Source organism: Aeoliella sp. (genome assembly GCF_965227375.1).
GTDB lineage: Bacteria > Planctomycetota > Planctomycetia > Pirellulales > Lacipirellulaceae > Aeoliella.
Genome location: NZ_CBDDFX010000002.1, coordinates 2,521,185 through 2,544,246, shown reverse-complemented (window position 1 = coordinate 2,544,246; position 23,062 = coordinate 2,521,185). Strand labels below are relative to the sequence as shown.

The window sequence follows — 23,062 nt, the reverse complement described above, 5'->3', positions numbered from 1 at the left end:
GCAAGTTGCAAGCTGCAACTATGTGCCGATGTTTTCCATACTAGGACCCGACTCAAAATGCTTCAACGATGCAATCTTGCAATGGGTGGTTCCTTTTCCGCATTCAATTCCGAGCTCTATTCGGGGAGCGCCATACCGCATTAATCCACGATGCAGTAAACCCTACTCCAGCGGAAACGTGACGTTCTCCATGGTGAGTTGTTGAACATGTTCGATGACGCTGGGCTTCTCCGCTCCCGCAAACGTACAGTTGCGAATCGTGATCGACTCGATCGGGTGTTCTTTCAGACCGCGGAAGTAGAACGCGTAACGCGACTTTTGGGAAGTGAGGTTCTCGATGTAGATGTTGCGTACGGTTGGTGGGTAATCGCCCGTTTCGTGGGCGTAGTACAAGTTGACGCGCAGCACGGCGTCGCTCACTTGCCCCACCGTGACGTTGCGGACAAAGAGGTTCTCCAGGTAACCGCCGCGGTTCGAGTTCGACTTCAGTCGGATCGCCCGTTCGAGGTTGGGGCTGTCCATCTGGCAGTCTTCGACAAAGATGTTGCGGACGCCTCCGCTCATCTCGCTCCCCAGCACCACGCCTCCATGCCCGTCGCGCATCGTGCAATTGCGAATCACGTAGTACTCACTCGGCCGATTGAGTCGACGACCATCGGTATTGCGTCCTGACTTGATAGCGATGCAGTCGTCGCCGGTGTCGAACGTGCAGTCTTCGATCAGCACGTAGCGGCACGACTCGGGGTTGCAGCCGTCGTTGTTGGGCCCGTGACTATCGACGGTAACGCCACGCACCACGACGTTCTCGCACAGCACGGGATGGACGCACCACATGGGCGAATTGCGCACGGTGATTCCCTCGATCAGCACGTTTTTGCAGCGATAAGGCTGAACGAAACTGCTGCGGAGCAGCGAGCCCTCGCCGTACACCCGCTGCTCGGCCGGAACGTTCTTATCGGCCTGCGAACGGAGGATATCTATCGCACTGGTTTGGTCGGGATCGCCCTCTTTCCAGCCGATATCGGGCGTGCCGTCCCATGCGCCTTTCCATTTCCACCAATTGTCGTGTCCCGCCTGACCGTCGATCACGCCGGCGCCAGTGATGGCGATATTCGTCTCTTCGAAGGCATAGACCAGCGGCGAGTAGTTCATCAATTCGGTGCCTTCGAAGCGAGTGAACACCACCGGCAAGTAGTCGCTAGCGCGGGTGCTGAACCGCAGCGTGCAGTCGGCTTCGAGGTGCAGGTTGACGTTGCTCTTCAGTCGCACCGGACCATCGACGCGATAATCGCCGGCCGGAACCAGCACGCGTCCGCCACCCGCCTGGTGACAGGCCTCAATGGCATCGCGAATGGCTGGCTGACTGTTGGTGGTGCCATCGCCCTTGGCGCCGAAGTCCACCACGTTGAACTCCCGGTCGGGAAACTGCGGGGTGCCAATGCGCTGCACAATGCCATCGACCGAATGCCAGCCGATGGCCGCATCGTCGGCAGGCGAGGAGTTGGTAATGCACGCCAAGAGCAGGGCGGCAAAGCATGCGGGGAGTATTTTCATGACTTGCTCGGATAAGCGGGACAAGGAGGCAATCGGCGTAAAATGCGTGGTCGCGTGCGACGATGGCATTCGTATCTGGCAGGCGACACTCGTTTGAACTTAATCGACCTGCGCGCCGTGAGCCATAGCCACTCTGGGTGCGTGGAGTTGTTGTTGTTCGGGTCGTAGCAGACGGCCACTGCGGCAATTACGGTCGCCCAATCTCCGCTGCCTGCAAACGCGCTGTCATCTTCCGCAAAGCCTTTGTTTCCAGGGGCAAACTGCTTGCGGGCGGTTGCGCCGAAGAACAGACTGAGAGATTACAGAGAATGCACTCGAGACGCGTTGTAATGCAGATGGAACCGAAAACTAGAGATTCAAATTGTCCTAAAACAGGTGGCATGGGTGCCCTTGGACTGGCGCTCGTTCTGTTGCTGGCGTCGTCGCCGGCGTTTGCCCAGGTCAAGGCGTTTCCCCAGGCGGAGGGTTTCGGCGCGACATCGCAAGGTGGGCGTGGTGGCGATGTGTACCACGTTACCAATCTGAACGACAGCGGTTCGGGCTCGTTGCGATACGGCATTCAGAACGCGCCGAGCGGCGGGCGGACGATCGTGTTCGACGTGGGTGGTTGGATTCACCTCAACAGCGAACTGGGCGTTACCCGCGACAAGATCACCATCGCCGGCCAGACGGCTCCTGGCGGAATTGGCGTGCGAAACGCCGAGTTCTCTATCGGTGGCGACGACATCGTCGTGCGGCACATGCGGTTCCGGCCGGGTAAGGGTGCAGGCCGGGTGGACGCCGCTGGCGCCAACAACCAGTCGAACCGAGTGATCTACGATCACATCTCCGCCGGCTTCAGCTACGACGAGTCGCTGCCGGTCGCCGGCACCAATTACACGCTGCAGTACAGTTCTGTCAGCTTCGGCATGGAAGATCACTCGGCGGGATCACTGATCCAAGACAACGGCGGCGCCGCTGGCAACCTGACGTTCCATCACAACGTGTACGCCCACAACGAGACACGCAATCCCAAAGCGCGGGCGAACCTGGTCGATTGGCTTGACAACGTGGTGTACGACTACCACAACGGTTTCATCGCGGGCCAATCGGAAAATTCCGTCTCGCCGCACTGGCGGGCGAATTTCGACGGCAACACTTACATTTCAGACGGTCGCCCGATGATGACCGGCGGCCGCGACTTCAATTTCGACCTCTACTACGCCGAGAACGCTCTCGATCGCGACGGCGATTCGTCTGACGATCCGATTACCTACAGCCGGGCCGAAGCGATGGCCGATCAGTCGATCGTCAGCAGCGCTTACAACTGGTACACCACGCCGTTCGATGCTCCCGACGTGTGGCAATCCGGCAGCCCGGCATCGGCTTACACTCGCACGCTGGCCGAATTCGGCGCCACTCCGTGGGCTCGCGACGAAGTCGACCAACTGGTGCACGACAACATCGTGAACCGTACGGGTTCGCGCGTGAGCCATGAGAACCAACTGCCAGTGAGCAATAACGGCTATCCGACCCTCGGTGGACTGCCCACGCCTACCGATTCGGACCAGGACGGCATTCCCAACGACTGGGAAGAGAAGCACGGCACCGATCCGAATCAAGCCTCCAACAACAACGATTTTGACCTCGACGGATACACCGACCTCGAAGAGTACCTGAACGACTTGGCGGCGTTCGCCGCGGTGGGGCCGGTAGAGTTCTCCGGCGTCGGTCGCTACGCCGATTCCAAACGCTGGACCAACCGTTGGGAGCCGTCGCGCGTGGACGATGTCGGCGTGAACGACGGTGCGGCGTTTATCGACGCGGTAGGGCAGAAGGCGGGCACGCTCCGCGTCGGCGATCGGTCCGATGCCAAGCTGTATGTCACCAGTGGTTGGCTCGAAGTGACCGACGATCTCGTGGTGGGCGGTACGGCCACAGGACGCGTTCGACAGTATGGTGGTGAACTGCGAGTGCTCGACGGAGCCGTTACGATCGAGAATGGAAAGTACGAGTTGCATGGCGGCACACTCAGCACTCCGCTGCTGGTGGTGGAGGACGACGGCCAGTTTCTGTTCACTGGCGGAACGCTGTCCGCCGACCAAATCAACGCCGACCTGCAGATCGCGGGCGGCACGCTCCACACAGCCGATGGCGGAGCGAGCACCACGACCATCCAAGGCGACTTGAATATCATGTCCGGCGGGTTGGCCATCGATTTGGCTGGCATTGGCCTCTCGGATAGTTACGGTGTTTCTGGCGCTGTCGAACTGGGTGGGCACTTGGAGGTGGAACTTGTCGGCGGTTTCGAGATCACCGGCAGCGCAAGTTGGGAGATCCTCTCGGCCGTGTCGCTGGTCGGCGACTTCGACTCCATCACGCCGGGATTTAGCACGGAGACCATTGGCAATTCGCTGTGGCTCGTGGCCAACGGGTCGGCGGCATCGGGAGTGAACGTTCCCGAGCCCGCCACGGTTTGGATTGTGGCCCTCGCGTTGATCGCGGTGCCAGTCGTGCGTCGCTGCCGCATGTTTGGCGTAGCGATCGTGTTAGTGGCAGCCTGCGCTTCGCTTTCGAATGCCAGTGCGGCGGTGATTACCGCTGGCGATCTGGTGGTCGACTTGCGGGCGCGGGACCTCGACTCGGCCGCGACCACTTGGACCAACCTCGCGACTTCGGGCGCTTCGGTGGGCAACTTCGGCACGGTAGGTGGTGGTAGCCTGAACGTCGCCAGCGCCGCGGGCGTTCCCAAGGCACTTTACGTGCCGCTCGACATTGGGGATGCGGTGATTTCGCAGTCGCAGACCCCTTCGTCTATTGAAGGCAACAACACCCGCAGCGTCGAAGCCTGGGTGTACCTCAGCAGCACATCGGGCAGCGCCACCGCGGTGTCGTGGGGCGAGAGCGGTAACGACCAACTCAGCAGCTTTCGCTACACATCGCAATCCAACGGCATGTTCTCCGGTTGGAACAACGATGGCGGTTGGAGTTCCGGTTCGGTAAACACGGGTAGCTGGAAGCACCTCGCCTGGACCTACGACGGCGACCTGGTTCGCGGCTACATCGATGGCAGGCTCAACAGCACGTTCGACACGGTGGACGCGAACAGCAGTGGTTCTGATTTGGACACCACCCACAGGCTGATCACTGTAGGCGGCGCTCGCGACGGAGTCACCGATCCGTGGAGTGGTTACATTGCCGATGTTCGAGTTCACACCGGCGTATTGACCACCGGCGAGGTACTCAACAATTTCCAGCAGGGAATCTATGTCGGCGCCACCGATGTGCAAGGCGACTACAACAACGATGGTGTGGTTAGTCTGGCGGACTACGCCGTGTGGCGGAACAGTCTGGGCGGTACTACGCTGGCGAACGAAGAAGTCTCGCCAGGCATTGTGGACATCGCGGACTACTTCTTCTGGGTCGAGCGCGTTGGCGCCACGACGCCCGAGATTTCCAGTGCACTCAGTGCAGCACAGCGGGTACCCGAGCCGACTGCCGTTTGCACTGCATTACTCGGCTGCATCGCGGGACTCTTCTATCGGCGGTGATTTTCTAGACCTCTCTGTCTTGTAACGCTCATCACTTGCGTCGCGAAGCAAGGTACAACTGACGGAGTAGTTCGAACAACGCGAGCGGTACGCACACGGCGTACATCCACCAGAGTTGGCCGTTCCATGTGCCGCCACGTGCTGCTGCGGCCACCTTCGCTGGCACGGGCTTTAGGGCCGTCTGATTATCGAGCACATAATCTGTCTGCGCGGGTACGATGTACTGCGGCGTCGTGGGCGTTGGGTTGACGACAATTTGTCCCATGCCGCCGTTCTCGTCTTCGATCACCAATTCAGAGAAGTTGATGTCGTCCATATCGTAGACAAACTCGAAGGTCTCCCCTGGCTCGACGCGGAAGTGTCCTTGTTGAGCTTTGATGAACATTGGCCACGAGGGACGATAGAGCGGCAGCAGATGGCGATCTCCCTGAGGTCCCACGGTCCCCACAGGCGTAACCCACACGGTGCGGTCGGTGGCATTTTCCAGCGAACCGCTGGCGAGGAATGCCAATGGTGCAATACCAAACAGAATCAGCAATCCGCCGAGCGCCACGCACGGGTAGTAAACCAACGCGAACGGTAGGAACAGGACGAGCGTTCGCAAACTGTAGCGAATTGTCATGACGCCAAGGGAACCGCACGAATGAGGGGCCGGCTTCTAAACGCACAAGTCCGTTAGTGAATATCTACCTCCACACGCCCAATCCCACCACGATAGTAACTGAACCGCACGTTCGGGTGGCGGGCGAGGAGTGACATTGGCACCGAGGTGTCGACGATGTTCTTTGAGATCATCAGCGCTGTAAGGCGGATGCCGAACGCGTTGTCGTGGTGGCCGGGGTGCCAGATCGAGACGCAGTCGGATTTCCAGGTCTCCAGCGGGCCTACTGTGGCGGCCTGCGTGGGCACTTGTGATACGTACCCGCCGCCAGACGTGCGGGCGTTCTGGATCACGGTCAACGGATGCAGATCCGTGACCCGCGTGCCCAGCTTCAAGTACTCTTCGGGCGGTGGCGGCTCGTCCTGGTAGGCGCCTTCGCGCTTGGGCGGATCGTTGAACGCCCAGTGCTTCACTTCACCTTGGCCTCCCTGCATCAGCAGGCACCGCACCTGGTCGTAGCTAGCCGCGTAGGCGTCGATGTCGACCGGGAAGTGAATGTTCTCTCGCGGCATCTGCAGCTCCGGGCGGATGCGATTGAAGCACAAGTTCAAGTCGGCGCGGGCGAACGACAGCGGGTGTTCCGCATCGACCGGCTGGCCGTCTTCGATCCATTCGTCCATGCCCCAGAAATGGGCGTGTCGCAGATCGATATCCAGGTCGTTGACGATCTGGGCTACCAGCGGCAACTGTTCGGTGGGTCCAATCGGTCCGCAGATACCAACCGGATCATCCGCGGTCGCCTGCTTCCAAACGCTCACGTACTCGAGCGCCTCGGCGCAGTACAGCCCCTCGAGCGAGTCGTACATGTTCACTTGGAAGCCGGGGCGCGACAGCGCGGCCAAGTCGTCGGCGGTCAAACGGGCCGCATCGGCCAGGATCTCGGGATCGAGCGTGGTGTAGTCCCACCAATCGGGGGCGACTTTGCTGATTGCGCGGGCCATGACTACGATTGACCTCCCAGAAGTTCGGTAAGCAGGTCGTTCTGCGGAAAGGGATGTCCCATGTGCTGCTGAAATGCCTCGGCGTATGGCACGCACGCTTGTTCGCCTCGCTGCGAGCCGTGACGGCGCATCGCATCGATGTACTCGTCCATACCGTGATGCGCACGCAGCCACTCGCGTTGCGACGCATGGCAGGCGAGCATTTCTACCTTGCGATCCATGACGCTCGAGATGTCGACCATCGTGGTGAAAGGTGATTCGGCGCCGGTGTACGGGTTGCGGCCTTCCACCGGATCGGTGTAGTAGAGCCAAGGAATCGTCGCCCCGTCTGGGCGCGGCACCTCCGAGACGTTTGGCACACCGAAAGCGAACGACGCACTGCGGGCCAGGAGGTGCACTTGCTCGTGGTCGAGCATGTAATCCTCGCGGGGGTGCGTGAACACCAGAGTGGGGTTCACCTGGCGAAACAGGTCGATCGCCTTCTGATTGGATTGCTCGTTGTACACGACCTTCGCGTCACGCTCTTCCAGGCAGTGATACGTGCCATCTACCAACCTGGCGGAACTTGCTCCTTCGCCCCGGCGAATCGCGGCGATCTCCTCTGCCGACAAGGTCATCGTCCCCGCATCGCCCGGCGTGGCGGTGGCTATATGGATCTCCCAGCCCAAGTCGCGCAAGCGAAGGAGTGTGCCTGCGCACAGAATCTCAGCGTCATCGGGGTGAGCGAAGAAGGCGAGGGCAACGTTGCGGGTGGGTGGTGGCATGAGGAAGCAAGAATGGTGTGAGGCGGCTATCCACTACACAGGTTTTATCTCAGGCGCCTGCTGTGTTGCAACAAGGAGACTACTCGCTTTTTGCGAGACTGCGGAAATTGAACTCCTCATCCAGTACCGCGCGATCTTCAATGAAGTTGCCCTGAATGCAGGGCGTGCGCGGCTGCAAGTCGTCCTTTGGTGGCAGTCCTTTCACGGTCCACACAACAAGGTCGCCCGCCGAATCAACACTCGCCATGAGGTTTTGGTTGATGGAGAAACTAAAGGAGCAGATTGGCGCGCTATGAAGCTTGTATGCGGCGGTCGTGGATGCATGCCAAGCGTCGTACTCCACTAGTGCTCCCAACGGATCCGGATAGAGCAGCAATCCATCTGAAAGGGCCATCAGATTGTCGCAGCCAGGGCCATGCTGTTTATCAGCCACAGTTGTCGAACTCACGAGAGTCCAACTAGAGAGTTAAACAACTTGGAGAAGGCCACTTTCCGAGACGAAGGCCACATGCTCGCCATCGGCGAGAAATGCGAAACAAGCGGTTGGAGGACTCGCCACTCCCGCATTTGTGTACACGCCGAATGGAGGTCGCCGATTGGACAGGACGAGCGGGGTGAGAGTGTTCCAGAGTATCTGACCGACGAGGTCTCCGCCTGGATGCAACTGCAGGTTAGACGTTCCGCCGGAATAAGTTCCCTGCAACTCTAGTTCCGGGCCACCGTATACCTCTGTGATTTCCGGCTTGCCTTTGCTGGCGAAGAGTTGGTGAGACAGGTGATCGGCTAAAACTGCCTGATAACCCGACCGTGCCGACAGGCCAGCCGCGCCCAATTCGCGCACCAACTTGCCCGTTTCCTTGTTTAGCATTTGAATTGGGCTGCCGAACTCAGCGACCACCAGATTATCGCCAAACCAGTCTGCGTCTTGTATCGAGCAAGAGGAAAGAGCTGCCAGACTCTCCGCCTCGGTATCGAGCACCAGTTCCCAAGCTATTGTCGTTTCGGGGACCACCTGTAGAACCGACAATCTGGTGTTCGACCAAGCGGCAAGGATGGGCTCGCTCGGATGGAGGAGGATCTTATCCGCGAGGTGAGGTAATGTGCAGTAAGCCAGTTGCCTGAATTGAAGGCATTCCATTGGGCCGGTCCCGTGTGTTCGCCACAACTAGTCTTGCAGATACTCTATCTGGCCGGGCCTGTGAAGTCGCGTCGATCAATGGAGAGTTTCCGGTCCGCGACGCATTCGGTCAGTGCTTGTCAGCAGCCAAGGTACAAAAAAGCGGTTGAATTCATACTGCGGTTTGGTCTAATGGGGTGACTGAACTTGTGTATATGTCAGGTGAGTAGGTGAGTAGGTGAGTAGGTGAGGAACTGGGCAGTTGGGTATGCCAATAGCCGTTGACCTACGTGTCATCGGAAAGGTCCAGAACGATATCGGGGTTTTGGTCCCACTTTGGGTTTTGTCCCAACTGCGGTTAACCGGGGCCCAAAACTCATGGGACTTTAACATTGGCAGTTGATGCAAGTTGTTGCTATAGAAGGATTTGGGAGTATCGAAGGCGGCTGGAGCGACGGAGTTTTGGTACCATGGATCGTTTATCCCCGTTTTGGGCCCAAAACGCCCAACACGAGGTCGTCGTTTCGCAGCGTAGTCAAGCGATCAAAAAGCCTTGTGCCGCCTGGACTTAGAATCGCAGGATAGACTATACTACGCGACTCGGCTGACTGTGGCTTCGGTCGCCGAGTAGTTGTATCCCCATCCCAGGAGTATCGGAGTACCCGTGGTAAAGTTAACGCTTCGCGAACGAGAGACAGCCCAGGAGGCCGTGCGTCGGTTCCGCAAATTGGTGGAACGCAGCGGTATCAAGAAAGAAATCCGAGTTCGCGAGTTCTACGAGAAGCCCAGCGAGACGAAGCGTCGCGCCCGCCTTCGCGCTCAGCGCCGCAACCGCCGCGAGCGGATGCTCGGCCGTATCTGAGTTTGGTCAAGCCAGACTTTATCTGGTCAAGCCAGACTTTTTCGTGTGGCGACCAGTTCAGTTTTCGGCGACTTCCAACGCGCACAGAGGTCGCCACACAAAAAGATCTGTTTGACGCAGGTTTTGGCGAAGCGGATGTGTGGCGCATTGAACCGATCAACGCAAACAGCCGACCCAAATGGGCCGGCTGTTCTGCTGCTCGTATTACAAGTGTCTCGTCTCTTTGATCAGAACGAGGTTTCCATTCGCAGGAAAAAGCCGTCGAAGCCCATGATGTTGGCATCGTCGTAGCTGCTCTGCAGCAGGAAGTTGTACTCGTCGCGGAAACCGAGGTCGTGCCAAGCGGAGAAGAAGTAACCGCCAGACACGCTGGTGTTGCAAGTGACGAACACGGTGCCGCCGGCCTCGATTTCGGTGACCGGAATCAAGTGGCGACAGCTAATCGACTGCGTGCCAGCGTCGACCGGCACGGTGCCGGAGTAGTCGACGGAGTTCAGCACCGAGTCGTACTCGCCAATGAGCAACGACAGGTCGCCCTTCATGTAGACGCTGCAGATACCACGGCGTCCAAAGTATCGTCGACCCATCAAGCCAACGCGACCACCAACACCCTGGAAGTCGGAGATTGCAGTACCTTGTTCCAACAGGTCGTCGCTGGCGTCGATGGTGTTGAATGTGCGATTGGTCGACAGATCCACGGCACGCACCGCACCGGTGAAGGTGAAGTCCCAAGCCGGGCACCAGCCGCCGCAGGGATCGCAGCAGTCACCGCAAGGGTCGCAGCACGAATCTTCGCAGCAGAGCGGCGAGCCGATCGGAATGGTCTTTGACCAACCCAGGTCGAACGAGTCGAGCTTAATGTCCGCCGAGCCGGTAACGCGGGAACCATCGATGATGGGTGTCTGCTCCAGCGGCGAGATGATCTGAATGGTAGACGTCTCGGTGGGGCTGATAAAGTCGCTGCCAGTGTCGAAGCGGCTGAACGTGAAGCGAACTTCCTCGCCACAACAGTTGCGGCAACCGCCGTAGAAGCGGAACGAACTGCTGTAGTCGAAGTCGAACTGATGGAACGTGTCGGTCAAGTTGACCAAGTCGCGTTCCAGGTAGGCAACCGCCTCGCTGGGATTGGCCCGCAAGTAAAGGTACTCGCCGCCCACGAAGAACCGCGAACCGCGACCCATTGGGAGCAGCTTGAGCGACGATCCGCTCGGTGCAGTGAAGCCGACCCCGTCCATGTCGGAGCAGGTGGAGCAGCTTGCCAGTTCGATGTCGTTGCCCTGGCCATCGAGTTGCTCGAGCGCTTGGGCCCATGAGACATCGTTGGTCTCTTGGTCGGATTGGTAGCCGGCAGACTGTACCAACTGGGCGGAGGCGCCGCCGGACATGACGAGCACCAGCGCGAGGCTGGCGCAGAATGAGAATACGCGTGACATGTGTTGATTCCCCCCAGAATCGTAGTCAGCCCGACACTGTCATCTCCCCCGAGCGACGTTGGCCAGGCCCAAGTGCTGAGTCTTTGGTGGGGTGTTGGTTGCCTGCTAGCATTTGCTAGCCGCCTGTGGGATACACCCCGCGCGCCCCGAGAGTCTTCGGAACATGAAAAGTAATCGGTATCGGGATGATTGCTACTTTGCTTTTTCTCGGCACAACTGGCGAAAGCAGTAGTTTCGGTAGAATCGGCAAAGTCGCCCAAGGGCCATACGGCTGCGAGCGCGCAGCAAGAAGCGGCATTGTGGCTTGAGGGATTGACCACAATGCCGCTGAGAGGTGTCTTCGTTAATACTCAGCTAGCGGTTCAGCTAACGGCGGGGCCGCCTGCAGGTCGGGCGGCGTCGCCGCCGGCATGGCGTTGCCCGGCAACGGCGTCGCGAGCTGCCTGCGTGCCCCCGGGGCCTTCGCCCCAGGCACGCGTAGGCCATCCCGCGATCCCTCGCGCAGCCAACGAGTTGTATTTGTGCCAGCATTTCAAGTACCCCAAAACGCGTCGATGTAAGGCAGCGACTGGGCGTTTGCAGCCTAGGCGTGCGTCCATCGAGTTGATTTGTAACAACCAGACGTGAAGGCCGACCTAAAGCCGTCGGCGACGCCACAGTCCGGCGGCCAATGCTGCCACCAAAATAGCGGCCACGCCCGAGGACGGTTCAGGGATCGGGTTGGTCACCAGGCCGCCATCGCTGAAGATGTCGACGCCTTCCATCACGCCGTACGGACGAATGAACTGGTTGTAGTAGTCGCTCTGGTTGCCGGTGACTTCATAGTCCGGCAACTGGGTCGAAGCGATCGCCGTCATTGAACTGTCGTTGGGATCCTCGAACTTGGCGGACACTTCCGAGTTGTCGTTGGTTCCGTTTCCGTCCATGTTGTTCATGTCGAACAGCACCAGGCGGAAGTCAGGATGCGGGAAGAGGCCGTCGATGTTCGGATCGGGATCGATGTCGATACCAAAGCGTACGGTCTCACCAGGAGCCAAGCCGCCGTTGCCAAACGTAAGTGTCAGCTGATCGCCTGTAGAGACAATGGACTGAATGAGTACGTCGGGAGTCGAATCGCTAAGGATGGCGTACGCACCATAGTGGGCGTTGGAGAAGTTATAGTCGGTGTCGCCAATCGTCATGCTGTATTCGGTCAGGTTGCCGTCGGAATTGTCGAGATTCTTCACCTCGACCCAGGGCATGCTGCGATTGCGAATGCGCTCGTAAGGAGTGTCCCACATGGAAAACTTCATGTACTGCATCTCGTCTGGATGCTCGAGGACCATTTCCTTTTCGCAGAATGAAACTTCAAAGCCGGCTGTCTCAATCACCGCGTGAGCGGGGCTCGCAACAAGCACGGCAACATTACAGAGGCACAATGCAAGCCCAGATAAGCTCGCGAAGCGCGCACCGTTGTGTGCAATAGTCATAGAATTTCCCTCAATTGGATCTAGCAGTCGCCTGCACTCGCGGCAGGGATGCTGTGGTGTCGATACTGGTTTCAAAACGAGGGTCGTACCGCACTGCGCAGCAGCAATGGCTGAGTGCGAAAGGTCGACCGCAACTGCTGCCTGAACGCTGCAAGACACTAGCCGCATGGCGAGCGTCGTGGCGCTAGGGGAGCAGTGTTTAAAAGAGCGGCAAGACTAGTCGTGTGAGGCGCACTGGGGACCGCTAGCGCAGTTCCGAGGGCGCGCGACATTGCCATCGAACGAACACCTGGACATTCGGCGTCACACACGGCCGCATCGACTCGCACCAGGCTGCGTATGGACACAACCGGGGCGAACACCTCGCTGCCGAACGAGCGTGGAGACGGATTTTTTCAAAGCCGCGACTACCGACGCGCACGCGAAACGGACCGTTCCCAGGCGGTACAAACGTGCAAACCGGCACTTCCCGAATCCCGGAAGAACCAACCAGCCATCAGAGAGAAAGCTGGGAGCTATGTGAGGAATTGGGAGCCGTGGCTTGTGAATGCCAAGCGAGCGATGTGGCAGCGCCACCTAATCGCCGCTTTTCGGACATTCATGAGGACGGCTCCCCGTAGCTGTGAAGGAATAAATCTACCCTGGCCACGTACCTATTACATAGCCACTCTTTCACGATAATCGCCCGTAGAAATGCTGTCAACGAGCTTTTTCGATAAATTCGAGATTCCCGATTGCGCGGAACGGGGAGGAATTCTGGCATAGCGCATAAAAATGACGCGACGGGGTCCCCTCTAGCTCCCAGCTAAAACCCGCCGCGTCGGCGATTGGCGACCCCTCCCCGGAGTCCGCCTTTCACCGCAAAGCTAGGCCACCAGCAGGGGGTGTCAAACACCCGGCGGGAATTGCCCTGATTTCAGCCGCCACGCCAGTCTAATCCGACGTCGAGCGCCACAGCCGAGTGGGTCAAAGCCCCCACGCTGATGCGGTCGACGCCGGTACGAGCGATATCGCCGATCGTTTTGAGGTTTACGCCGCCGGAGGCTTCGAGAACGATCTGCGGGCCGCGTTCCGCCCGCAATTCTACTGCTGTCCGAAGCTGGTCGAGCGTCATATTGTCCAGCAGCACGATGTCCGGCGCGGCAGCCAGCACGTTTTCGAGTTGTTCCAGCGTATCGACTTCCACTTCGACGGCTTCGACTTCCGCCTGGGCAGCCGCTAGATTGGTGCGAACTTCCGCTACCGCTGCGGGCAGGGTCATTCCTTCCTGGGCGGCCAGGGCGACGTGGTTGTCCTTGATCATCACCGCGCGATGCAATCCCAAGCGGTGGTTGAAACCGCCGCCGCGCCGCACGGCGTACTTCTCCAGCATTCGCCAACCGGGTGTGGTCTTGCGGGTGTCGTACACAGCGGCCTCGGTGCCGGCGACAGCGTCGACGTACTGGCGAGTGAGCGAGGCGATACCGGAGAGTCGTCCCAGAAAGTTGAGGAACACCCGCTCGGCGGTGAGAATGTCGGCCGCCGAGCCGTCGAGCGTCGCGAGCGTCTGCCCGCGCTCAATCGAGTCGCCATCGCTCGCCAGGGACTGAAACTCCACCACCGCACCCATCTCCTCGAGCACCAGCGGCACGATCGGCAACCCGGCGACGACCCCCGCCTGCCGCGCCACGATCGCCACCCGCCCCTTGGCCTCCGGCGGCACCAGGCAGCGAGTGGACCAGTCGCACTGCTCGCCGACGTCCTCGCGGATGGCCAGCCGAATCAACTGCCGAGCAGCCTCGGCCACTTCGTCCGACCAGTCGACTTGCTGGAAGTTGGTGTTCACAATGGTTAAGTTCCCAATTGGTGTTTCACGAGAATTCGGAGGTTCTGACCGACGAGGCGTAGCTCATCGGCGATAGCGTTCAGCAAACTTAGATTCTACGTGCAGGACCAAGAGCATAGCACCCCATGCCCCGCCCCCTCCTCAAACCCACCGAGCAAAGCACCATTGCCACGGTTGTTGCCGGGCTATAGGCGGTTGCTTTGGTGGCGTGGCTCGTCGCTGGCGGCCGGTCGGGGCGGTTGATTGAGATCGACGAGGCGGAGCCGGTGCCGTATGAGTTTCTGGTGGACGTGAACGCGGCCGATTGGCCTGCAGTAACGAGTTTGTAGCTGTTCGATCCGCTGGGGCGCTCTGTGCAGTATTTACGAGAACCTACTCTCGGCCATTGGCATTCGCCGGGCTTGAATGGAGCAGCTGAGGTCCTTCTGGTCAGGCTAGCCCAGGCTGAAGTTGCGCCGGCTGTGGTTGGTCGGACTGCGCGGTGTTCAAAGCTCGTTCTAAATTGAGCGGACTGTGACTGCCGGAAGATAAGCATCGAACGATAGTACGCCGAAACCAAGTAGGGCTGAGCCACCCATCTGTCAAGACTTGCGAATGTCCACACACGGATTCTGAACAAGGTTGCTTGCCGAGGAGACTGTAGAAGTATCTGCTCTCCGTAGGTCAATCACAGCCCAGGATGCTAGGCATGTAATCAATAGTACAATGAACCAGTAGGATAGTGTGATATACCAAGTGGCTCTTGCAAATTCCTTGTGAGCATAGAGGGGGACAGAACGAACCACAGAAACGCTGGCTTCGACATTAGCAATTGATGCAAATTCTCGCCGAAGCTCATTGGCCGCCCTGCGGTACTTCGTTAAGTAGGTGAGACCAATCAAGCCTGGGGGCATGGTCGCCAGCATTGCCGTAAGACACGACAAGTGTAACGTCAGTGGAACGCTATACCTTGTCAGCACGGGTACTTGCTTAGGGCCCGATGGCGAAAATTCGTGCAATAGCTTGACGGTATTCATTGCGTCGGACTGGCACCGTAGGCTCATGTAGCATCCGGGCAGCGCCAATAGTGCGCAAGCAGCAATTGCGTACAGATACGACTTGACTTCGCTCTCAATCGAGAGTGGTTCTTTAGTGTATTTAGATTCACCCATGCTAAAATATTGCTCTATTCCATGAATCGACGAAAGGTCTCTGCCCTGAGAAGGCGCATCGTTTGCAGTGCTGCTTCTTGCCCAACAGCAGGTCGTACTTCGTCTTCAAATACGTTGCACTGTGATGCCGCGCAATGTAGAGATGGTGTCCGGTCAGCTTTCAACCATGCGCCCGTGAGTGCTTTCAATGAGTCCTGCAGTCGATTGCAGCGATCGACGGTTAGGTGTTGAGAAGCCCCCGCGGGTGGCTCGGCATTTAGTGTGCCCGAGTAGTACGAACGCACATGATCGTAATAGTCGAACCATAAGTCCATCTTGTTAATCACTATCATCAGATAGTCAAATTTGTTTCCGTCTCCGAGAGGACCAACCTTTTTTAGTGCTTTGTCAATCCACTCAATCTCCTCCTCAGCGGTCTGGGTAAGCAGAGACACCAAGTCCGTGGCAGGGTCGTGTCCCGGTCGTTGTTTGTCTTGTAGGCGACCGTCCGCAGTCTTTAGGTGGCCTGCTGCAAACACAAGTTGCAGTACCCTCTTTTTTCCCTGTTCAATTTCACGTTCAGCCTCACGGGCATGCTGGTCATCGGTGTATTGTCCTGGCGTGTCCGTTATCTCGTACGACCAGATTCCCTGTCTGGCTGGCTTACTAAGTGTCTCATGAGTTGAGACAGCTTGTCCAGCCGACATCAGATCGCCAGTAAGGTAAAAATGACAGATTGACGACTTGCCTGACCCAGACGCTCCGCACAGGGTGACGCCACTAAAACGAGTAGGTATGAGTTTTGCGACCAGCGACCGAATAAGCTGTTCGGAACCCGAAAGAAGTCCCACTAGGGTGGTCAAATCTCTTGGCGTCAATTCGATATTCTGTGTTTTGGCTTCATCAGATATGTACTCAATCAACGCTTCAACGCTGTCGTCTTTTACTTTGCGGACGACCGCGTCCATCGCTAGCGATCCCAGGAACCCGCCGAGAGTTTCAAGTACCGGCATCACAGGCCTCCTTGTTTGGAGTTTAGGTGGTTGGGGAGCCAAAAGTTGAAAGGGCGACAGCACCGATTATTGCGGTGAGCCGATGTCGTGTGGTATACTGAACAAATGAGAGTGTGCAGGCCATATTCTCCACGCGGTCTGGGATACCTTATTACAGGGAATCTAAGAGATATCTGGGGAGTCATTTAAGGCTACTGCGTTTCGACGATTTGGCCGATCATGCCCCGCCCCCTCCTCAAACCCACCGAGCAAAGCACCATCGCCACGGTTGTCGCCGTGTTGTTGGCCGTTGCACTGGTGGCGTGGCTGGTGGCGGGCGGCCGGTCGGGGCGGTTGATTGAGGTCGACGAGGCGGAGCCGGTGCCTTATGAGTTCTTGGTGGATTTGAATTCGGCGGAGTGGCCCGAATTGGCACAGTTGCCGGAAATAGGAGAGATCCTCGCGCGGCGGATTGTTGAGACGCGGGAGAAGAACGGGCCGTTTCGTACGCGGGAGGACTTGCTCGAGGTGAGCGGTATTGGGCGGGTGAAGCTCTCCAGGATGTCGCCGCACTTGTTGCCGCTGCCGGACGAGCGGGCGGTGGCCGGACCGTGACGCGCAGTCTTACCCCATCGGCCCCGCCGCTGGCGGCGTGAATGACGCGGGCGGTGTGTGCCCGACCGGGTAGCCGTGGGCGGCGTCGGATCGGCCCGCCAGTTCGTCGAAGCGGGTGGAGAGAGTCGTCAGGATGACTACGGAGGCCACGGTATAGATTCCAACGCCCAAGACGTAGTCGATCACCATCCATGGCTCATGTGAGAGCACATCTTCCATGACGAAGAAACCGGGTACGCATTGCAGGAATGGGATGCAGAGAATCATGGCGATCTTCATGATGTCGTCCCCACCGCCGGGACCACTGCTGACTGCCATGGGAACACAGCAGCAGAAAAGGTAGCCACCGCCAACCATGAACAGAGTGCCCATCGTGGCGCCGATCGATTTGAGCGACGTGGATAGCTTCAGCGAGTAGGCGAGTCCCACGGTCGTGGCAAAGAAGCCGGAGACACCGATGGCGAGCAGGTTCAGGGGAATGGCGATCAGGTACAGCGGGGTCAGCGTAAGTTGCAGGAACCAAACGACGACGAGCGGCAGAAACATCCAGCGAAAAGCGTACATGTTACCGAGTGCTTTGGCGCCGATGATGGAGTTGCCACTGAGCGGAGTGGAAATGAGCGACAGCCAGCAATCGCGTTCCTTCTCGTAGGTGACGAGTCCCGCAGCGCGGAGCCCCATCAGAATCGCGATGCCGACGCCCCACACGGCGGTGATGGAAATCGACGTTGCGAAGTAAATCTCGCCTGGTGTGTTCCAGGCGCCAAAGTTGGAACTGAGGACGTAGATGTAGGCGCCAATGGCCAGTGTCAGCGTGGAGAGCATTAACAGGGCGATGGAGACCCGGCCCAGGATGCCCAACTTGGTGACGGCCGAGCGGGCGAATAGTTCTTTCCACAGCATGGGATGGCTGCGGAGCGCCGGCCGGTAGCGGAACGACGACGTCCAACGGTCAAAGCGGCTTTCTTTCTCGCCACTGCTGACCGAACGGAGATGCACGCGGCGAACTGCGAGCACGGCCAGCACCGCCAACACTGCCGACGTGGCGGTTTGTAGCCCGATCGACTTCCACACATTGGCGGAGTTGGCCGCCATCCCACTCATGGTGAGTGTCTGTTGCTCCAAGAGCAGCGCCAGTGGATTGATCCGCATGAAGAAGGAGAACGCGTGCCCCAGCCAATCGATCAGCCAGCCGAGGGTGCCGCCGGTGCCGATGGTGAATATCGTAATCCCAAAGATGAACGGAAGCACGAAGACCAGAGCTTCTACCAGGTACACACGGATGATGGCGTCGCGGGCCCTGGGAGTCCATACCGAGATGGCGATCGCTCCCACGGTAATCATGGTGACCGTGCTGGCCAGGCTGGCGAAGAACATCACCAGCAGGTTACCTGGGATGCCGCCTAGCAATCGAAAGATCGCCAGGATTGGCAACGCCACGAGCACCATTTTGCCTAACAGCAAGAGCTTGGCCGCCAGTTTGGAAAGTACGATTTCGGCGTTCGACAGATCGGTGGCGAACAGGTATTCGATGGTACGCCGTTCGCGCTCCGACGAAATCGCCCCCGCCGCCACCGCGGGCGTGATGACCAGCGCGGCGACGGTGGTTAGCCAAGCAAAGGTCCAAAAGAACCCCGAAGCGAGCTTCGCCGCATCGTCGATCGAGAGTCGCCCTGTGCGGTTGTTGTATCCGACCGCCTCCATGTAGCAGAACCACAAGCACAACAGCAGCAATGAGCCGAACAGAACGCGCAGGGCGAAGTATCGCTTCCGACGCCCGTTGGCGACCATCTCGACATTGAACACTGGCCCAAATATCTGGGACAGCGAGCGAACCAAGTGACTGAGGATGCGAAATGCCATGCGGCCCAGTCTAGCACGTGCTGTGATGCGGGACCACAACCTCGCTGTATAGGACGCTATCGGTGCTCGCGGAGGCAAGTGGGCCTCCGGCGAGGGAGCAAACTACACCTCGGCTCGCATGCGGAGTTGGGGCTTTTCCAGCAGCACGGTGGTCCTTGGGCCGACGCTCTTGGTGATCCACACACTAGAACCAATGACAGCATCGTGGCCGATGATCGTCTCGCCGCCCAGAATCGTGGCATTGGCGTAAATCACCACATGATCTTCGATCGTCGGATGACGCTTCTGCCCGCGAACCAGATTGCCCTCGACATCGGTATCGAAGCTCAGCGCGCCGAGCGTCACGCCTTGATAGATCTTCACGTGCTCGCCGATGTGGCAGGTCTCGCCGATCACGACACCGGTGCCGTGGTCGATGAAGAAGTAGTCGCCGATCGTCGCACCGGGGTGAATGTCGATTCCGGTGCGGCTGTGGGCCCACTCGCTCATCATCCGCGGAATGAACGGGATGTCGAGTTCGTACAGCAGGTGCGCCAGGCGGTAGACGGTGATTGCCTCGAGGCCCGGGTAGCAGAAAATCACCTCGTCGCGGCACTTGCAGGCGGGGTCGCCGTCGTAGGCGGCCTGCACGTCGGTGGCCAGCGTGCTGCGCAATTCGGGCAGGCGGTCGAGGAACAGCAGCGTCTTGGCCTGGCCCAGCGCCTCGTAATCTTCGTCTTCGGTGCAAGTGTCGGTGGCGCCAGCTTCGTGCCGCAGCGCTCGACCGATCTGGCGAGTGAGGCAGTCGTGCAAACGATCGACTAGGTCGCCGACGTAGAACTCCACGTTACCGCGGTGCAGTCCTTCGCGGCGGCGAAATCCTGGGAAGAGAATTTCATTCAGGTCGTGAATAACGGAAATCACTTCGTCATAATTCGGCAGCGGGCAGTGGCCCAGGTGGTTGATGGTGCCGAGGTTGTCGTAGGTTTCGACCAGTCGCTTGGTAAGCTTGGGCAGTTGGTCTTTCAGGCGGAAATCGGTCGCCATGGGTCACGTTCCTTCCGGTGGGAGCGCTCGTTAGTTCGGGAGCGCGGGGCAGCTAGCAGAGAAAGGGAGAGCGGCGGCAGCCGTGCCGCTTCGCTCGACGGGCGCAGGGTCCGGCGCTTACGCCGGGCTGGTACAGACGCAGCGTGCGAAAGGGAGTGCGTGCAGCGGATGGCGGTAAAGTTTGCCCATGTTGGCCACATTCTACGGCGATTTGGTCGTCTCGGCAAATGTCCAAAGGCAAACTCGGCATTCCAGATAGGCCGAATTTAGCGATTCTGCCTGACTCGCAACGGTTTACCCGCAGGCGGGGAAAGCTGTTATAATCGGGTGAGCTTCCCGCCTCCCGTTCCTCCTGCCCTCCAGGAACTCATGTCGCACGATTCTCGCCGTACGTTTCTGAAGACCACTTCTCTGGGTATGGGTTCGCTGGCCCTCGGCGAACTGCTGGCCCGCGATGCCGGTGCTGCCGCCAAGGCTGTGCAGGACCAGATCTCCCAAGGAGTAGTGCAGCCGCTGCATTACCCAGCCAAGGCCAAGCGAGTGATCTTCCTGTGCATGGCAGGCGGTCCGTCGCACCTGGAGACGTTCGACCCCAAGCCCAAGTTGGCCCAGATGGACGGCGAGCCGATGCCCGAGTCGGTCACCGCCGGACAGCCGATCGCGCAGTTGCAGGGCCAGCAACTCCGTTGCTGGGGACCGCAGACCAAGTTTCGCGCGCACGGCAAAAACGGGCAGGTGATTAGCGACTACCTGCCGCATATCGCGGGAATCGCGGACGACATCTGCATTGTCCGTTCGCTAAAGACCGAACAGATCAATCACGATCCCGCCCACACTTTCATGAACACCGGCACGCAGATTTCCGGTCGGCCGAGCATGGGCGCATGGGTCAACTACGGCCTCGGCAGCGAGAGCGACGACCTGCCGGGCTTTGTGGTGATGGTGAGCCGCGCTGGACGCAACCCTCAGCCCATCGCTTCGCGTCAGTGGCACAGCGGGTTCCTGCCGAGCAAGTACCAGGGCGTTTTGTTCCACTCCGCAGGCGACCCGGTGCACTACGTTTCGAATCCGGCGGGCGTCACCCGCTCGCGGCAGCAGGACGTGGTCGATACGATTGGGCAACTCGACCGCATGCGAGAGTCGCTCGTTCACAACCCGGAGATCAGCACGCGTATCTCCCAGTACGAACTGGCGTTCCGCATGCAAATGAGCGTGCCGGAGTTGACCGACATCTCCGACGAGCCGCAGCACGTGCTCGACAGCTACGGCGTGAAGGGGGCCGACGGCAGCTTCGCCTACAACTGCCTGGTCGCCCGGCGCTTGGCGGAGCGGGGTGTGCGGTTCGTTCACTTGTACCACCGTGGTTGGGACCACCACGGCGGGCTGCGCAAGTACATGGATATCTGTTGCAACGCAACCGATCAGCCGACCGCCGCGCTGATCCGCGATTTGAAGCAACGCGGATTGTTGGACGACACGCTCGTGGTGTGGGGCGGTGAGTTCGGTCGCACGCCGATGGCCCAGAAGAAGGGCAGCAACTCGAACCTCGGGCGCGACCACCACATCAAGGGCTTCAGCATGTTCCTGGCCGGTGGTGGTATCAAGCCGGGCGTCACCTATGGCAACACCGACGAGCTGGGCTACAACGCGGAGGAGAATGTGGTGCACGTGCACGATCTGCACGCCACGATGCTGCAGCGGCTGGGCATCAACCACAAGCGGCTCACCTACCGCTACCAGGGCCGCGACTTCCGCCTGACCGACGTCGCCGGCCACGTGGTGAAGGACATTATTGTCTAGCGCGGCCTATTGTTTCGCCTTCTTGGCGCGTTTGCCGAACGATACCAGCGTGGAATCGACGTGGGCTTTGTCCATCATTTTGGCCAGTTTCTCTACGACGTCGGGATGTTTGCTGGCCACGTTGTTGGTTTCGCCAATGTCGGTCGACAGATCGTACAGTTCCAAGGGACCGTCGGGCGCGTCGTTGACGTTTAGTCGCACGCCTTTCCAGTCGCCCCAGCGAACCGCTTGCTTGCCGCCTCGTTCGTAGAACTCCCAGTACAGGTACTCGTGCTCTGGTTGGTCGCCTTCGCCTAGCAGGGTTGGCAAGTAGCTGATGCCGTCGAGATCGTCGGGTGTGTCGATGTCGGCGGCGTCGCACGCGGTGGGTAGGAAGTCCCAGAAGGCGGAAATGTGCGACGACTCGCTGCCCGCGGCAACCTTTCCAGGCCAGCAGGCGATGGTTGGCACGCGGACGCCGCCTTCGTACAGGTCGCGTTTGCCGCCACGCAGGGGGCCGCTGCTATTGAAGTTCTCGCGGCTCCAGCCGCCCTCGCTCATCGCTCCGTTGTCGCTGCTGAAGATGATGAGCGTGTCGTCGGCGATGCCCAGATCTTCGAGCTTCGCGCGAATCTTGCCTACCGTGTCGTCCAGGTAGGTCACCATGCCGGCGAAGGTCGCCTTGGGATGTGGTTCCGCCCGATAGTGATCTCCTATGAAAGGCTTGTCGTCGAATTTGTCGACAAAGGGCTCCTTCCACTCGTCCGGAGCGGCCAGGTCCGCGTGCGGTTGCTGCAGCGACAGATGCAAGAAGAACGGTTGGCCCGCGTGTAGTTCGAGATAGTCCAGCGCGTCGGCCAGGAACAGGTCGCCGCTGTATTGATCGCCCTCTTTGCCGTGATTGTTGGGGTAGAGCACTTCCGCCCCGTTGCGATACAGCTTCTCAGGATAGTAACGATGGGCCGCGCCGTGGCCGATGTAACCGAAAAAGTGATCGAAGCCTTTGCGGTTGGGCATGGCGCCGTCTTCGCTGCGGCAGGAAAGTCCGCTCTTGCCGATCATGGCGGTGTGGTAACCGGCCTCTTTCAATACTTTGGCGACGGTAATGTCGTGCGGGTCTTCGCGGAACTGGATGTTACCGTTGAATCGCTGATAAACGTGCCCCGTGTGCGTGCCTGTCAGCAAGCAAGCCCGCGACGGCGCGCAGACCGTGCTGCCGGCGTAGTGCTGGGTGAGCTTCATTCCATCGCGGGCCATCTGATCGAGGTGCGGCGTCTCGAAGTTCTGTTGGCCGAAGCAACCAAGGTCGCCATAGCCCAGATCATCGGCCAGGATGAAGATGATGTTCGGCTGATCCTGCTCAGCAAAAGCCAGCGGTGCGTGCGAGGCGAAGCAGAGCAGGGCGGCGGCAATCGATGGAAGGTAACGAATCATCGGAGTCCTTTCGCTGGGACTTGTTCGAATGGAAGCGGTTTTACCAACCCGCAAGCCTCATCATACC

18 protein-coding genes are annotated in these 23,062 nt (G+C 59.2%); 5 read left to right on the top strand and 13 right to left on the bottom strand.

Going from position 1 to position 23,062, the window contains the following annotated elements:
* Positions 1-162: 162 nt before the first annotated feature.
* Positions 163-1,554 carry a glycoside hydrolase family 28 protein gene (locus ACQK2L_RS23005; protein ID WP_425399395.1) on the bottom strand — a complete coding sequence of 464 codons (1,392 nt, stop codon included), beginning with the start codon at positions 1,552-1,554 and terminating at the stop codon, positions 163-165.
* A gap of 380 nt (positions 1,555-1,934) precedes the next feature.
* Here ACQK2L_RS23005 and ACQK2L_RS23000 point away from each other — a divergent pair, with 380 nt between their 5' ends.
* Positions 1,935-5,084, top strand: a complete 3,150-nt coding sequence (locus tag ACQK2L_RS23000) for a LamG-like jellyroll fold domain-containing protein (RefSeq protein ID WP_425399394.1) — start codon at positions 1,935-1,937, stop codon at positions 5,082-5,084.
* Between the two features lie 31 nt (positions 5,085-5,115).
* On the opposite strand, the gene ACQK2L_RS22995 is transcribed toward ACQK2L_RS23000, so the two are convergent.
* From ACQK2L_RS22995 to ACQK2L_RS22975, 5 genes are all read right to left on the bottom strand, one after another.
* A complete protein-coding gene (locus tag ACQK2L_RS22995) occupies positions 5,116-5,706 on the bottom strand; it encodes a hypothetical protein (protein ID WP_425399393.1) in 591 nt (196 codons plus the stop codon).
* A 53-nt stretch (positions 5,707-5,759) separates the two neighbouring features.
* On the bottom strand, positions 5,760-6,686 hold the full coding sequence (locus tag ACQK2L_RS22990) for a glucosamine-6-phosphate isomerase (protein WP_425399392.1): 927 nt from the start codon (positions 6,684-6,686) through the stop codon (positions 5,760-5,762).
* 2 nt (positions 6,687-6,688) lie between these two features.
* Positions 6,689-7,450 carry a PIG-L deacetylase family protein gene (locus tag ACQK2L_RS22985; protein WP_425399391.1) on the bottom strand — a complete coding sequence of 254 codons (762 nt, stop codon included), beginning with the start codon at positions 7,448-7,450 and terminating at the stop codon, positions 6,689-6,691.
* 79 nt (positions 7,451-7,529) lie between these two features.
* The gene (locus ACQK2L_RS22980; protein ID WP_425399390.1) at positions 7,530-7,898 is read right to left on the bottom strand and encodes a hypothetical protein; all 369 of its coding nucleotides are present in this window, start codon (positions 7,896-7,898) and stop codon (positions 7,530-7,532) included.
* Positions 7,899-7,916: 18 nt separating this feature from the next.
* Positions 7,917-8,588, bottom strand: a complete 672-nt coding sequence (locus ACQK2L_RS22975) for a hypothetical protein (protein WP_425399389.1) — start codon at positions 8,586-8,588, stop codon at positions 7,917-7,919.
* 643 nt (positions 8,589-9,231) lie between these two features.
* On the opposite strand from ACQK2L_RS22975, the gene rpsU reads away from it, so the two are divergent.
* Entirely contained in the window at positions 9,232-9,429 is a 198-nt protein-coding gene (rpsU, locus tag ACQK2L_RS22970) for a 30S ribosomal protein S21 (RefSeq protein WP_252854389.1), read from the top strand.
* 227 nt (positions 9,430-9,656) lie between these two features.
* Here rpsU and ACQK2L_RS22965 read toward each other — a convergent pair whose 3' ends face one another.
* The 3 genes from ACQK2L_RS22965 to nadC form a co-directional block, all read right to left on the bottom strand.
* On the bottom strand, positions 9,657-10,862 hold the full coding sequence (locus tag ACQK2L_RS22965; RefSeq protein WP_425399388.1) for a hypothetical protein: 1,206 nt from the start codon (positions 10,860-10,862) through the stop codon (positions 9,657-9,659).
* 635 nt (positions 10,863-11,497) lie between these two features.
* Positions 11,498-12,259, bottom strand: coding sequence for a hypothetical protein (locus ACQK2L_RS22960; protein ID WP_425399387.1), 762 nt, complete (start codon positions 12,257-12,259; stop codon positions 11,498-11,500).
* A gap of 988 nt (positions 12,260-13,247) precedes the next feature.
* Entirely contained in the window at positions 13,248-14,156 is a 909-nt protein-coding gene (nadC, locus tag ACQK2L_RS22955; RefSeq protein ID WP_425399386.1) for a carboxylating nicotinate-nucleotide diphosphorylase, read from the bottom strand.
* A gap of 203 nt (positions 14,157-14,359) precedes the next feature.
* Between nadC and ACQK2L_RS22950 the strand changes: the two genes are divergently transcribed.
* Entirely contained in the window at positions 14,360-14,485 is a 126-nt protein-coding gene (locus ACQK2L_RS22950) for a hypothetical protein (RefSeq protein ID WP_425399385.1), read from the top strand.
* Between the two features lie 836 nt (positions 14,486-15,321).
* Here the strand turns inward: ACQK2L_RS22950 and ACQK2L_RS22945 are convergent.
* Positions 15,322-16,299, bottom strand: coding sequence for a hypothetical protein (locus tag ACQK2L_RS22945; RefSeq protein ID WP_425399384.1), 978 nt, complete (start codon positions 16,297-16,299; stop codon positions 15,322-15,324).
* Positions 16,300-16,518: 219 nt separating this feature from the next.
* On the opposite strand from ACQK2L_RS22945, the gene ACQK2L_RS22940 reads away from it, so the two are divergent.
* On the top strand, positions 16,519-16,893 hold the full coding sequence (locus tag ACQK2L_RS22940) for a helix-hairpin-helix domain-containing protein (RefSeq protein WP_425399383.1): 375 nt from the start codon (positions 16,519-16,521) through the stop codon (positions 16,891-16,893).
* A 9-nt stretch (positions 16,894-16,902) separates the two neighbouring features.
* Here ACQK2L_RS22940 and ACQK2L_RS22935 read toward each other — a convergent pair whose 3' ends face one another.
* Positions 16,903-18,756 carry a hypothetical protein gene (locus ACQK2L_RS22935; RefSeq protein ID WP_425399382.1) on the bottom strand — a complete coding sequence of 618 codons (1,854 nt, stop codon included), beginning with the start codon at positions 18,754-18,756 and terminating at the stop codon, positions 16,903-16,905.
* Between the two features lie 102 nt (positions 18,757-18,858).
* Positions 18,859-19,782, bottom strand: a complete 924-nt coding sequence (gene epsC, locus ACQK2L_RS22930) for a serine O-acetyltransferase EpsC (RefSeq protein ID WP_425399381.1) — start codon at positions 19,780-19,782, stop codon at positions 18,859-18,861.
* 369 nt (positions 19,783-20,151) lie between these two features.
* Between epsC and ACQK2L_RS22925 the strand changes: the two genes are divergently transcribed.
* Complete coding sequence (locus ACQK2L_RS22925) at positions 20,152-21,582, top strand: DUF1501 domain-containing protein (RefSeq protein WP_425399380.1); 1,431 nt, start codon at positions 20,152-20,154, stop codon at positions 21,580-21,582.
* Between the two features lie 6 nt (positions 21,583-21,588).
* Here the strand turns inward: ACQK2L_RS22925 and ACQK2L_RS22920 are convergent, their stop codons facing one another.
* Positions 21,589-22,995 (bottom strand): arylsulfatase, encoded by a 1,407-nt coding sequence (locus tag ACQK2L_RS22920; protein ID WP_425399379.1) that lies wholly within the window; start codon positions 22,993-22,995, stop codon positions 21,589-21,591.
* Positions 22,996-23,062: the final 67 nt, after the last annotated feature.